This window comes from Shewanella sp. SM68 (genome assembly GCF_025653925.1).
In the GTDB taxonomy this organism is placed as follows: Bacteria; Pseudomonadota; Gammaproteobacteria; order Enterobacterales; family Shewanellaceae; genus Shewanella; species Shewanella oncorhynchi.
The window spans coordinates 121583-134916 of record NZ_JAKKRU010000007.1 but is presented as its reverse complement, the minus strand read 5'-3'; the positions used below and the strand labels follow the sequence as shown (position 1 = coordinate 134916).

The following is a 13334-nucleotide window of genomic DNA, read 5'->3' as shown; positions in this document are numbered from 1 at the left end:
TGATGTCCTTCAGATAGGAGAAAATAATGGGCTTTAACTTAACGGTTAACTGGCAAACCTCGCCCGCCGAAGAAGGCGAATTTTGTCGAGACCACAGTATTACCTTTGGCAGCGGCCAGACGATTCAAGCCTCGTCGGCACCGGAATACAAAGGCAATGGGCAAAATGTCAATCCAGAGGAAAGCCTGTTGGCTGCATTATCCTCATGCCATATGTTGACCTTTCTAGCGATTGCGCATCTTAAGCGCTTACCTGTAACCTCTTATGTGGATAATGCCACTGCAGAGCTGGGTAAAAACGAGGCGGGCAAGTTGGCCGTGACAAAGATGGTGCTCAATCCTAAGGTCATTTTCGCTGAAGGGGTCGAAGTCAGCCAAGAAACCCTTGAGAAAATTCACGAGAAAGCACATGCAAATTGCTTTATCGCTAATAGTTTAGCAACAGATATTCAAATCAAGTTTTAGGATTTGAGCAGATCTTTATGGCCCGCTGATGGTTTTCTTAAGCGGGCTTTTTTATTGCCGCACCGTAAATTAATAGCTGTCTGAATCATTGCTATCATCGAATTATCCGCGCCACCTAACCATCCACAGAGTCTAACTTTTCACCATTATTCAGCTCAGGTCCAGCTTTTAAACAGTACGATAGAAGCCAATCTTAGCTTGGTATCATCTGTTGGAATTAAAAGATGCACATTCAACCACTGCGAAATTCCCTGTCTGTAAGCCCACAAAAAAATGTCTCCACTGCTGAATTTGCACAAGTTAACAATGCCGTTCAAACCAGCGCACCAGCGTCAACTGATACAGTAACGCTTTCTAGCGATGCAAAACAATTGGCGGCGAATACGCAAAAACCAGCAGAAATGCCAGCACTGAGGGATAACATAGAAACCTTAGTCGAATTGAAACACGCGAAGATGAAGTATCAAGTGATCGCCGACATGACCAATTTAGCGACAGGAACGAGCCAAGGGATTTCAGCACCAACGGCCTATTATCTAAGCCATAACGAAGACGCGAGAGCAATGACAGTGAATCACCTTGCCCAACAACAGCAAGTGAACACTATGCAAACCTATGCGGAAACAAGTAAAAATGGGAATAGAAGTATTAATGAATGGGCATAAAAATGGGTGTTGTCTCGGGAACCAAGAGACAACACCCTAACTTTGTACGCGGACATGCTAGCCGAGATACCTTAAATTTCGGTTAAATACTGAATTTAAATATCAATTACTTAGCTTTAATATCCTGTGCCATACCTTTTACAGGCAAAGGTTGCACTTTTAAGGCTGGGATTGGCTGTTTAACCAACTCATCCTTCAAATAACTTATTGCAGTTTCAAGCTGCGCATCTTTGCCATTAAAGGTAGCGAAAGGTAAGTTATCAACTTCAATATCCGGCGTTACGCCATGGCCTTCAAGCACCCAGCGGCCATCCATTGCATACTGTGGATACTCGGCCACCCGCGCCATCCCTTTATCGGTCAACGCATTTCGCCCAGATAACCACACACCCGCACCTGCCGTTTGCTTACCAATTAAGGGCGCAATACCGAGTGCTTTAATCCCTGCGGAGAAGGTTTCGCCGTCGGAATAGGTCAGTTCATCGGTTAACACCACTAAATGACCGCGGAAGGTTTGTTGCATATTGGTGTTTGGCGTGCCGTGGGTCGGTTGCCAAAACGCCCAAGCGCGGCGTAGTAACTTCTCGATAATCCAACTGTCAATATTGCCACCGCGGTTACGGCGAACATCGATAATCAAACCCTCTTTATCGTAGTTGGCATAAAACTCACGGGCGAAACTTTCAATATCACCACCGCCCATGGCATATAAGTGCAAATAACCCATCTTGCCCTGACTTACATCCTCGACCACAGCCGCATTATGGCTCACCCAATCTAAGTAACGTAATTGACTGTCCACCACAGCACTAACGGGCATGACGATGGTTTTATGGGTTTGGCTACCACGCTTAAGCTGTAGTAATACTTGCTTATCCTGTTGATTGCGCAGAAGACGCGTGACGTCGGCCACATTCACTACTGGCGTGCCATTAATAGCCAACAGCATATCGCCTTCTTTAGCATCGACTTCGATACGATTTAACGGTGATGCATTAGCAGGTAACTCAGGATCGTTACTGTAAATGTGCGCAATTTTAACGCCATCTGCAGTTTGTTGTAGGCGCGCGCCAAGGCTTGCCGCTTTAGCCGCATCGGGATCTTGAGGTATGTCACCACCGCGCACCTGTGAGTGCAAAGAATCTAACTCGCCCATCATTTGCATGAAGATGTCATTCAGTTCGTTACGATCGGTCAGGCGATCGAGCAAAGGCTGATACTTAGCCTTAGTGGCTTGCCAATCGAGGCCGCGCATCTTCTTGTCGAAGAAAGATTCTCGGTGCATCAACCACGCATCTTCAAACATTTGCTGCCATTCAAGCTGCGGAGAAATCGCTAGCTGCCATTGTTCCGTTTGCACTTTGGCATTATCCGTATCGCCTAATTTATCACCGCCGTCAACAATCAGGAGTGATTTTTCATCACTGTGCTTACGTAGCATCAGCTTTTTACCATCGGCAGAAACCTCATATTGGCCAATGTCCTCGGCAAAAACCTCGGCTTTGGGGCTTAATCGGTCAAATTTGATGGTCATTAAATTAGGTGCGACATCGTCGCCAATAGCTTGATCTAACAAATAAAGTCTATCATCGACGACGCGCAGCTTACTGTAATTTCCTGAATCGACAGACACTTGCCATAAACGCTGGGAGATCCCTGCCCACTCGATTTTCACTGGACTCGGTTTATCCTTAGCATCGGTTTTTTCAACTTGATTCGATTCGAGTTCATTGGGTTTACTAAAGGGGAATTTGGCATTTTTGACCAGTGCGATGGCAAAAATTTGGCTGCGTTTATCAAACACAGGGCCCATGTTTCTATCGCCCCAAGGTGAACTTGGTGTTGCGCTGAATTGGCGGTTTGACAGGAAATATAGCCACTGGCCGTCACTGCTAAAGGTTGGCGAATAGGACTCGTATTTGTCGCTGGTGAGCGTCTCGACCTTATTTTCATCCACAGAATACAGGACGATTTGCGGACGTTGTTTACCGATTTCCGACTTAGTTAATGCAATAAAACGGCTGTCACCGGACCAGCGGATATCGGCGTAAGGCCCAAGTCCCTCGCCGTTAGTGATTATTTTTTGATTGGTATTTTTCTTTAAGTCGAGCAGCCAAACGTTACCATCGTTATCGTCATGGGCGATAAATCGACCGTCACTGGACAAATTAAGACTCATTCTTAAAGTATGACTGTCTTTGGTTAACTGTTTAGCGCCACTGCTGCCATCAGCAGGGAATTGCCAAATTTCCTGCTGACCTGTCATGTCGCTAATCGCATAAACCGACTTGCCATCTTGGCTCAACACCGCTTCCCTAACGCGATAAGTCCCCGGCAGTGCAACTTGAACTAAACGCGATCCATCAATACCCGCGATTGCCACGTGGCTGCGGGCGGTAATCACCACTTTATCGCCAGCGGGGGCAAAATTAGTCGAAGAAGCGTAATCCATAGGATCTTTTACCCAATGCTCACGGCGCTCGGCAAAATCAGAAGTGAGTTCAATATTGAGTAACGAGTCTTTAGCGGCCGCAATATCAAACACATGGATATCCGCACCTAACTGGAATACCACTTTGCCTTGGTCCATCCGCGCACCGCGGACTTGCCAATCTTTAAATTGAGTCAACTGTTTTGCATCTGAACCATCGAGCGCCATCGACCAGAGGTTGTCGTTGCCATCGCTGTCGCTGATAAAATAGAGTCTGTCCTGCCATAGCATAGGTTGGCGCACTGAGCCGTCGTGTTGGCCGCTAAGCAACTGTGCTTCGGTTTTGCTGCCAAGTTTAAAGCGCCATAATTCACCTTTTGCGCCGCCACGGTACACTTTGGCATTATCGCCAGTCACTTGCAGACCAAAGCGGGTGAAGTACACGTATTCGTTGCGATCATGAATCACACCTTCAACTGCATCGGCTAAGGGTAAATCTGTGGTGGTGAGGGTTTGAGGATCGACGCTGCGCAGTATCCAATTATTAGCAGGACCAAAACCAGTGTCGGTGGAATATAAAATCTCGCCTTTGGCAGTCCAGCCCTGAACTCGTACACGGCTATTCTCAAAACTCACCCGTTTAGCCACACCGCCCGTAATGGGGATCACATACACTTCGCTCGCGCCTTCATAGTTGGCAACATAAGCAACCCACTTACCGTCGGCCGAAATAGTCGCCCCTAGCTCTTCCGCAGGTAAACTCGTTAAGCGAGTCGCCGCTTTTTGACCTAAGGTCTGAGTCCATAAATCCCCTTCTGCAGTAAAGACTAAGGTTTGATCGTGCAACGCTGGCGCACGGTAATACCCTTGATTGCTCACCGCATCGGCAGCGATGGTTTGGAACGCTGTTAATGTGCCTAGGGCAAGCATACAGCAGGCGACAGAATGGCGAAGTTTCATGTATGACCTCTATCCTATTGTTATTTTTTAGCAATAGACTCTTTACTACGAGATTTTGCTAGCAGATTTAGCGAAGAAATTCTTGCCATGGGCTTTTATAAAAAACCACAATCAAGTCCAAAGCATGACAATTGAGCCCAACAAGCTAGCAGAATTTGATAGAGAGTTCAGTAACTTCAAGTCAGAGAAGTTTTAGCAAATGTGTCACATCTTAAATCGCGGAGGAACAACTGAATAAAAGACAAGATTCTTTAGAGGAAAACATCAAAGATCATAGCGTTACCATATTGCACTAGGATAAAAATATACCAGAGTCGGACATGAGTGGCTAACGTGAAGGGCTAATGTTAAGGGCTGACATACAGCGTCTTTAGCGGACTGTTTAGGCGGCTCATATTAGACTGTTTCGCCAGTGTCATTTGTTGCCATTTATTGATCACTCGTGCAATTTCACCGTTATCCATCAATGCCTTAATCGCATGATTAAACTGCTCTAACTGGCTTGTCTTGATACTCGCTTTACTGAACATTAAATGAATATGGTTTTGATCTAACACTAACTTAAGTGGCACTAGCTTGATGCGTTGATGCTGGCTGGCGATATAGGGCATGGCTAAGGTATCTCCGACGATCATATCTCCCCTACCGTAGATAAGCATTTGCACAGACTTATCTGAGTCGGGACTTAATACTAACAAGTGCTCCTGCTCTAATCGATATTGAGATTCTTGATAATCTGCACCATACCAACCGCTAGAAGGGACAAGTAGACGCAATTTTTGGGTAAAAATGTCCTCCCATTTATCGATATTAATCTGATCTTTTTGCTCATCGAGTACAAATAAGCGTAGCTCTTCATCCCGGTAATAGGTTGAAAAAAGAGCATAGTTTTGACGTTCATCCGTCATAGTCGCTCCCATCAACACATCTAACTGTCCTGCTCGCAACATCTGATGCGAGCGCTTAGCGGGCACATTAATAAAATGAACTTCACAACCAAGATACACTGCAAATGCCCGCATCAGATCCACATCTAAGCCTTGGGCTTCTCCGTGAGGATCTTGCCAAGCATAGGGAGGCCAATCGTTGTAACCGACTTTAATCATGTTCTTACAAGGTAAAGGACTATTGACCTGCGACGCACTTACAGCGGGCAAGACTAAAAAAAGCAAAAATAAGACAGGAACGTATTTAAACCATGGCATAGGCTAAGTTATTTGCCTCTTAAGTTGACGATCCTCTCTTGATTAAGATGAAGTATAACGATTCAGCGTCAGACTTCCGCGAGGGGGTTCTACCTCAGTAAGCGTAGTTGTCACTTAGATAGCGCGCCATAAACACCGGCGAGATCACAGTAATTAGCCTAAAAAAGGGCGAGGAATAATAACAAAAAAGCACAACAGCCAAGAGTGAGATCTAAACGACTCACTATGCTGCGATAAAGGCTAAGCCTGAACGCAGGAAATAAAATAAAGTTTTATAAATTTAAATCAGACACTTATAAATAATAGCAACAACTTTAGTGGGATCCCCCATATCGACTTGTAACCAAACTATGTGTGTTCCCCCCAATTCCTCACCCTGAGCCGTGGCGGACTCTTTAGCTTCATCAAGCCGGTTTTCATGGCGGCTCACCCCAGTGACTAAAGCAAAACTATCGCAGTGGGTGACTTCAAAATCGTAGGCCACGTTAATGCGACGATATAGTTCATGCTGCTTGGTCGCACATCCAGATATTAAAACGCAAAAACATGTACTTAACAGAAAAAATTTAGACAAATCAATTAACCCACAGATTAAACACGCGGGTGAACATAACTAATTGCAATAGATAAATTGTGAACAATGTCACATATAAGAAACCAAGGATAATACAGAAAGTTACAAATATTAATTAAATATCATGTAGTTAACTAATGGTTGTTTTATGTTCACTGGTAACACAAGCTCATCAATTCCTCACCATAAAACTCACACTTGTAAAAAAAGGGAGCCAAGCTCCCTTCCTGCTTTTACGCCATGTTATTCCACTGCTAGGCAGACATCAGTAGGGCTAAAGCCCTTAAGCTAATATTTTGAATAAATGCACTTTTAATGCAGCAAAATCTGCCGCTAATTCCGCGGATAAGATGGGCTTACTCGCAACAGCTTCAAGCTCAGGCGGCAAGGGTAAGTTAAGCGTTAATTCTCTATCCACAACATCCTTAAATTTAGCGGGATGCGCCGTCCCCAAGAATATGCCCACTTCATCGGGCACTAAGGTTAAAGATAAGGCCTTAGCTGCAATCGCCGCGTGGGGCTCAGACACATAACCCTGTGCATGCAACTCAGCTAATGCCTGTGACGTTTGTTCCTCCGATAAGCGAATACCCACTAAGCTACTCAGTGGCCAGCCTAATTTCTCACAAATGGCTTCCACTCGCGGCCAGTTACTTGGCTCACTCACATCCATCGCATTAGACATGGTCGCTTGGGTTTGATTGGGCTGCCATTGGCCGTTTTCTAAATAGCGCGGCACAGTATCATTCGCATTGGTTGCGGCGATAAAGCGTTTAACCGGTAACCCCATGGCTTTGGCGAATAAACCTGCGGTGAGGTTGCCAAAGTTACCACTTGGCACTGAAATCACAGGATCGGCTTCATGCCGTTGTTTAGACTGGGCAACCGCTTCAAAGTAATAGCAAATTTGCGCGAGTAAGCGGCTGATGTTGATAGAGTTCGCCGAGTTTAAGCTCAACCCATCGCGGACTTCGGGATCATCAAAGGCGCGCTTAACGAGATCTTGGCAGGCATCGAAATCGGAAGAGACGGCAACTGTATGGATATTTTTGCCCAACGTCGTGAACATCTTTTCCTGTAGCTCACTGATCTTCCCCTTAGGATAGAGCACCACGACATTGACTTTCTCTAGTCCATAGAAGGCATCGGCAACCGCAGCGCCAGTGTCGCCCGAGGTCGCAGTCAAAATGGTTAAGCGCGTGTCACCCACAAAGGCATTGACGCATTGCGCCATAAAACGTGCACCGAAATCTTTAAATGCCAGTGTTGGACCGTGGAATAATTCGAGGCAGGCACGCTGCTCATCGACGGCAACCAAAGGTAAATCAAAGTTAAAGGCACGCTCAACTAATTCATCGACCGCATCTTGGCCTAACTCAGAGGCAAGCCATGCGCCGAGTACTTTTTTACTGCGCTCAACGAATGGCAACGCCAGCAGCCCTTCAATATCGTCTAATACGGGTATTTGACTAGGAAAGAACAAACCTCTGTCTTTACCTAACCCCAGCTGTACCGCCTCTTTAAAGCTCACTTTCTGCGAAGGGTGTTTTAAATTATATAGTTCCATGCTCACTCAACCTTTTGATGCTAAACCTTAAATGCTAATTTGGGGTACTTAGTCTTAGCTAAATTAACTATTAATCAACTCTACGCGTGCCTTGCTCATCGAGGCGACACACGTGGGCAAAGCCCCCAACCTCGGTTAAATAATGCTGTTCTAACCAGGCTTTAGCCGCATTTGCCGTGGCTAAATCATCGGTAATCGAAAACAGCGTTGGGCCACTGCCGGAAATCCCCGTAGTCAACATGCCTAAAGCGGCTAAAGCGGCTCTGGCCTTGTCGTAACCCGGGATCGCGGCGGCGCGATAGGGCTCGGCTAACACATCTTTTAATACGCTGATCGCAAGCTTGGCATTCTGCTGGTAAGACGCATGCACAAAGGCGCTTAAATAACGGCCAAAATCGATAGTGACACTTTTATCATATTGATCTGGCATGAGTTTGCGCATCATTGCCGTTGAGAGTGAAATCCCTGGATAGGCCACAACCCAATACCATTCTTTAAAGCTGGGTATCGCTTCACAGACATTGCCCGGCACATTGAGCATCAATTGCATGCCGCCCAAATAACAGGGGGCAACGTTGTCATAGTGCACACTACCGCTGATCTTCCCTTCAAACTCGCCCATCAGTTCCAGCAGTGCTTGCTCGTTATAGGGTCTATCAAAATGTTCATTCAGGGCATATAACGCCGCCACGACTGAGCTTGCACTCGACCCTAAACCACTGCCGACGGGCAGGTTCTTTTCCAGTGTCAGCGCTACGCCTCCATCTGCTTTACCCAGCGCAGTTAAAAACTCCTTACTCATGGCTGTTAAGAAGAATTCGGCACATTGGTACACAATATTGTCTTTCGGATTTTCAGGCAGTTTATGGGCCCAAACGCCGGTCTGTATCAGACTCACACCCGACGCTGCCGCGGCGATAGTCACTCTATCGCCCAGTAAACTGCCATCAATCGGCGCTAATGCAGCGCCTAATAAATCAAATCCGACGCCCACGTTACCCATAGAGGCTGGAGCGTAAACGGTCAAACTCATACACTCACCTCACGAGTCCAATTCAAGGTTCTTAATACATCGGCAAAGGCACCAGCAGCGGTCACTTCAGTCCCCGCGCCATAGCCGCGTAGCACAAAGGGAATGGGCTGATAATAGCGGCTATAGAACGCTAAGGCATTTTCACCGCCTTTAACGCTATAAAGCGGACCCTGTGCATCCACTTCGGCGATACGCACACGGCACACACCATCCTCAATTTGCCCAACATAACGCAGCACTTTACCTTGGGCTTTGGCCTGCGCCACTTTTGCGGCAATTGCGGCATCAACTTGCGGTAATCGTGCCATAAAGCTTTCAACATCACCTGAATCATCAAACTCGGCTGGCAATACAGATTCAACCTGCACATCACTGAGCTCTAACTTTAGTCCCACTTCACGGGCAAGAATGAGCACTTTACGCGCCACATCCATACCACTCAAATCATCACGGGGATCGGGCTCAGTAAAACATTTTTCCCGCGCAAGACCTGTCGCTTCAGAAAGTGTCATGCCTTCATCGAGCATGCCGAAGATAAAGGATAAAGAGCCCGATAAAATACCGTTAAACTTATGCAGTTTGTCACCCGCAAATAACAGTTTTTTCAGGTTATCGATCACAGGCAAACCCGCACCGACTGTAGTTTCATATAAGAATTGGCGACGCTGTTTTAATGCCGTTTGGCGCAGTGCTTGATAATAAGCATAATCGCGAGTGTTCGACTTTTTGTTCGGCGTGACAACATGCAAACCTGAGTTCATCACATCCAAATACAGATCCGATACTTGCTCGCTCGAGGTGCAATCCACCAGCACAGGGTTTAGTAATTGTTGCTCTTTCGCCCATGCAAGTAACGCTGGGATATCGCAGGCTTGCTGGCTATCGGCAAGCAAGCTAGACCAATTGCTTAAGTCGATACCCGCACTGTCGAGTAGCATCTTGTTCGAATTCACTATGCCGCAAACACGGATACTGATGTGCTGCTCTTTGAGCATGGCAGACTGTTGTTTTATCTGCTCGAGCAGGCCTGCCCCTACATTGCCGCAACCCACTAAAAACACATCTAAATACTGCTGCACATCGAAAAAGCCTTGATGACAAGCCGCCACCGCATGCTTAGTCTTACGCTGCTCGATCACAGTCGAAATCGACCGCTCGGACGATCCTTGAGCGATAGCGATAATATTCACGCTTGCCTGCGCTAACGCTTGGAAGAAACGCGCTGCCACGCCTTTGTGGGTGCGCATGCCATCACCAATCAAAGAAACGATAGCGAGCTCATGACGCATAGCAATAGGTTCAAGCAAGTCACTTTTTATTTCTAATTCAAACTCTTGCTCTAAGGCCCATTTCACTTTGGCCGAGTCAGACGTCGCCACACAGAAGCTAATACTGTATTCAGAGGAGCTTTGGGTGATTAAAGACACAGACACGCCGCTGCGAGAAATCGCCGCGAGAGTACGGCTCGCCATGCCAACCATGCCTTTCATGCCTGGGCCTGATATATCAAACATGGTCTGGTTATCTAAATTGGAGATAGCTTTAACCTGTAAGCCCGTTTCATCGGCTTGGTTTGATACCAGAGTGCCGGGCGCATCGGGGTTAAAACTGTTTTTGATATAACAGGGAATATGGAACTGGGCGATAGGCGCAATCGTCTTAGGATGCAGCACCTTAGCGCCAAAATAGGAGAGTTCCATCGCCTCTTGATAGCTGAGTTGTGATAACAGCTTAGCATCGGCAACCACACGGGGATCGGTATTATAAACACCGTCAACATCGGTCCAGATTTCACAACTTGACGCATCTAAACAGGCAGCGAGCACAGCAGCAGAATAGTCAGAACCATTACGGCCTAACGTCACCACTTTGCCCTGTTCATCGGCGGCGGTGAATCCCGGCATTACCCATACGCGCTTTTCACCTAATGCCAACGCACGAAACCTTGGCTTACTCACAGCGATATCGACCACGGATTCTAACGGCCGACCACGACCCAGAAACAAGGCGCGCGGATCGAGTTGAGCAGATGTGATCCCCTTAGATAGCATCACTTGTTCCATCAAGGCTGCAGATAAACGCTCACCTGCCACCACGATTTCAGCACGTATGCCATCAGGACACTCTTGCAGTAAGCTAATGCCACGTAATCTATCCTGCCAAATCACCAGCTGTGCATTAAGTCCAGAAAAGAGCTGTTCACTCTGCTCACTCGACAACATTGAAGTAACAGCATCTTGGTATAGCGAGGTAAATACCCGCTCAACATGCTGCAGCACAGACGAATAATCTTCACCTTTAACGGCTACATCAACCATTTCTAGTAACGCATTTGTCACAGTCGCCGGGGCCGATAGCACAGTGGCTATGGGTTCAAGCTTAGATGACTTAGCAACGATATCCGCCGCCATCGAGAATCGCTGCCAATTTGCAAGCGAGGTACCACCAAATTTCATTACTTTCATCTTGTTCTCCTGTACCGCGCCCGACTTAGAAATAAGAGCTAGAAACAAAAAAGCCCGCTTCTTTGCGGGAAGCGGGCTCATCGTTAAAATTTTTTAGGGTGTATCAGCCCGCCCCCACTGTTGTTGTAGTGGTGGTTGTAATAATGGTAGTTACTACGAAACCTAGGCTATGCATGTGTTTGGGCTAATCCATGTTAATTTCTTGATAAACAGAATTGCTTTTTTTACCCGCGCTTGTCAACCCCTAAAATGGATTATTTATAGGCAAATATTAACGCTCGATAAAATACTGCATCAAGATTCGTTAATATGAAGTTTTCTAGGGGTAAAAATGCGATTTACGCAATAGATAACTGTTGACGTCAACGTAATATGGTACGAATACAATTATATAATTACTTGTTTTACATATAATTATTTATAGTGCACTTTAAAATAATGCGTTATTTGTTCTACCTCATCACTCAGGCTAAATTGACAGGCTAACGAGCAAAAATCACATTACTCATCCTTTCTACCGTAAAGCACCGACAAATTTGCCTAAAAAAAACCTGTGCGATATCTAACATAAGCCACTTCAAATTATCGCCAGCACTAAAAAAGCACGTTATTATGCGCGCACATTACGAATTGGAGGCGATATGAAGATCACTCAACACAGCGCGGTAACCATTCATTACCGTTTATCAGATCAAGAAGGCAGACTATTAGAAGACTCCTTCGACTCTGAACCTATGCTATATCTACACGGCACTGAAAACCTGATCCCAGGTTTAGAAGCCGCATTAGATGGTAAAAGCAAAGGCGAAAAACTCGATGTCACTATTAGTGCCGAAGAAGCCTATGGCCCTTATCACGATGGCCTACGTCAAGCAGTGCCATTAGAAGCCTTTGGTGATATCGAAGATATCGTCCCAGGTATGCGCTTCATCGCTGAAACTGAAATGGGTCAGCGCCCAGTTCAAGTCATGGAAGTGAAAGACGATGTGGTTATCGTCGATGGCAACCATCCTTTAGCGGGCCAATCGCTCAATTTCAGCGTCGAAATCGTTGACGTTCGTGAAGCCTCAGCCGAAGAAATCGCTCATGGCCACATTCATGCCCAAGGTGGTTGTGGAAGCCATGGACATGATCACGACCACGGTGGTGGATGCTGTGGCGGTTCAGGTAAACAAGAAGCGGGCGGCTGTTGTGGTGGTTCAGACCACGATCATGGACACCACCATGAAGAGCACGAAGCCTGTGACACACCTAAAACAGGTTGTGACGGTAATGGCGGCTGTGGTTGCCGCGGCTAAACAAAGCCTGATACCAGCAGTTGAACGAGAAGTTGTTTATCCGTAAGTGATTAAACAGCCATGGTTTAACCTTTTAAAATGCATGCCCTTAATTTAAGGTCGTGCATTTTTTATACACAAGCGTTTATAATATTCGTAATAGATAAATAACTGACTGGTAAATTGAAGTATTCAAATTTTATATGAATAGTTTCAATTAGATATTGATATCAACCTAAGTTAAGCGACGGAGTGCTTATGTTAACCAAACCCCTTTACGAAATTTTGCCTTTTGGCTACATGGCGCTCGGTAGTTCGAGTTTTATTGCACTCGACATCAACTATGCCTTGATAGCGGCAACTGTGGTATTTGTATTAGGTGCGAGGATCTACGTTATGCGTTCTCAAAACCGTCGAACAGACTCGGCCAAACGACGTAAATCGGGTTATCTTCCCGAGATAATTTATGACTTTATACCTTTTATCTATCTCTTAGCGGCGCTGGCTATCTTTAAATTCCTTCCCAAGGATCTTTACCCAATTCTGGCTATCTGTTTACTCAGCTACGGCTTATACATTCTTGTTCGTCGTTCCCTCTATCGTCGTCATAAGCTTCCCATCACGCCTTAAGACTTAGTTCTATTCACCACAATAGGAGCAGATGATATTCATAAGAGTTGTATCCACGTGAAC

At 46.1% G+C, this 13334-nt stretch carries 10 protein-coding genes; 4 read left to right on the top strand and 6 right to left on the bottom strand.

Annotated features, from left to right (window positions below; all coding sequences use genetic code 11):
• Nucleotides 1-26 precede the first annotated feature (26 nt).
• Nucleotides 27-464: an OsmC family protein gene (locus tag L5M40_RS13080; protein WP_028760789.1), complete on the top strand. Its 438-nt coding sequence runs from the start codon at nt 27-29 to the stop codon at nt 462-464.
• Between the two features lie 224 nt (nt 465-688).
• Nucleotides 689-1129 carry a hypothetical protein gene (locus tag L5M40_RS13075; RefSeq protein WP_219253032.1) on the top strand — a complete coding sequence of 147 codons (441 nt, stop codon included), beginning with the start codon at nt 689-691 and terminating at the stop codon, nt 1127-1129.
• A gap of 106 nt (nt 1130-1235) precedes the next feature.
• On the opposite strand, the gene L5M40_RS13070 is transcribed toward L5M40_RS13075, so the two are convergent.
• The 6 genes from L5M40_RS13070 to thrA all read right to left on the bottom strand — a co-directional run bounded on the left by L5M40_RS13070 (nt 1236) and on the right by thrA (nt 11364).
• Complete coding sequence (locus tag L5M40_RS13070; RefSeq protein WP_263176689.1) at nt 1236-4520, bottom strand: S41 family peptidase; 3285 nt, start codon at nt 4518-4520, stop codon at nt 1236-1238.
• Nucleotides 4521-4867: 347 nt separating this feature from the next.
• Entirely contained in the window at nt 4868-5725 is an 858-nt protein-coding gene (locus L5M40_RS13065) for a substrate-binding periplasmic protein (protein WP_263176688.1), read from the bottom strand.
• Between the two features lie 280 nt (nt 5726-6005).
• Nucleotides 6006-6299, bottom strand: a complete 294-nt coding sequence (locus tag L5M40_RS13060; protein ID WP_028760793.1) for a hypothetical protein — start codon at nt 6297-6299, stop codon at nt 6006-6008.
• Between the two features lie 283 nt (nt 6300-6582).
• Nucleotides 6583-7866: a threonine synthase gene (gene thrC / locus L5M40_RS13055; RefSeq protein WP_263256745.1), complete on the bottom strand. Its 1284-nt coding sequence runs from the start codon at nt 7864-7866 to the stop codon at nt 6583-6585.
• A 70-nt stretch (nt 7867-7936) separates the two neighbouring features.
• A complete protein-coding gene (thrB, locus tag L5M40_RS13050; protein WP_263176687.1) occupies nt 7937-8899 on the bottom strand; it encodes a homoserine kinase in 963 nt (320 codons plus the stop codon).
• Complete coding sequence (gene thrA / locus L5M40_RS13045) at nt 8896-11364, bottom strand: bifunctional aspartate kinase/homoserine dehydrogenase I (RefSeq protein WP_263256744.1); 2469 nt, start codon at nt 11362-11364, stop codon at nt 8896-8898. Before thrA ends, thrB begins: the two co-directional genes overlap by 4 nt.
• Nucleotides 11365-12005: 641 nt before the next feature.
• Here thrA and slyD point away from each other — a divergent pair.
• Nucleotides 12006-12662 (top strand): peptidylprolyl isomerase, encoded by a 657-nt coding sequence (slyD, locus tag L5M40_RS13040; RefSeq protein WP_028760797.1) that lies wholly within the window; start codon nt 12006-12008, stop codon nt 12660-12662.
• A 237-nt stretch (nt 12663-12899) separates the two neighbouring features.
• Nucleotides 12900-13271, top strand: a complete 372-nt coding sequence (locus L5M40_RS13035) for a hypothetical protein (RefSeq protein ID WP_173246097.1) — start codon at nt 12900-12902, stop codon at nt 13269-13271.
• The last annotated feature ends 63 nt before the right edge of the window (nt 13272-13334 follow it).

Coding starts and splice junctions, on each gene's coding strand:
- L5M40_RS13080 (WP_028760789.1), top strand. CDS start 27: ATGGGCTTTAACTTAACGGTTAACTGGCAAACCTCGCCCGCCGAAGAA.
- L5M40_RS13075 (WP_219253032.1), top strand. CDS start 689: ATGCACATTCAACCACTGCGAAATTCCCTGTCTGTAAGCCCACAAAAA.
- L5M40_RS13070 (WP_263176689.1), bottom strand. CDS start 4,520: ATGAAACTTCGCCATTCTGTCGCCTGCTGTATGCTTGCCCTAGGCACA.
- L5M40_RS13065 (WP_263176688.1), bottom strand. CDS start 5,725: ATGCCATGGTTTAAATACGTTCCTGTCTTATTTTTGCTTTTTTTAGTC.
- thrC (WP_263256745.1), bottom strand. CDS start 7,866: ATGGAACTATATAATTTAAAACACCCTTCGCAGAAAGTGAGCTTTAAA.
- thrB (WP_263176687.1), bottom strand. CDS start 8,899: ATGAGTTTGACCGTTTACGCTCCAGCCTCTATGGGTAACGTGGGCGTC.
- thrA (WP_263256744.1), bottom strand. CDS start 11,364: ATGAAAGTAATGAAATTTGGTGGTACCTCGCTTGCAAATTGGCAGCGA.
- slyD (WP_028760797.1), top strand. CDS start 12,006: ATGAAGATCACTCAACACAGCGCGGTAACCATTCATTACCGTTTATCA.
- L5M40_RS13035 (WP_173246097.1), top strand. CDS start 12,900: ATGTTAACCAAACCCCTTTACGAAATTTTGCCTTTTGGCTACATGGCG.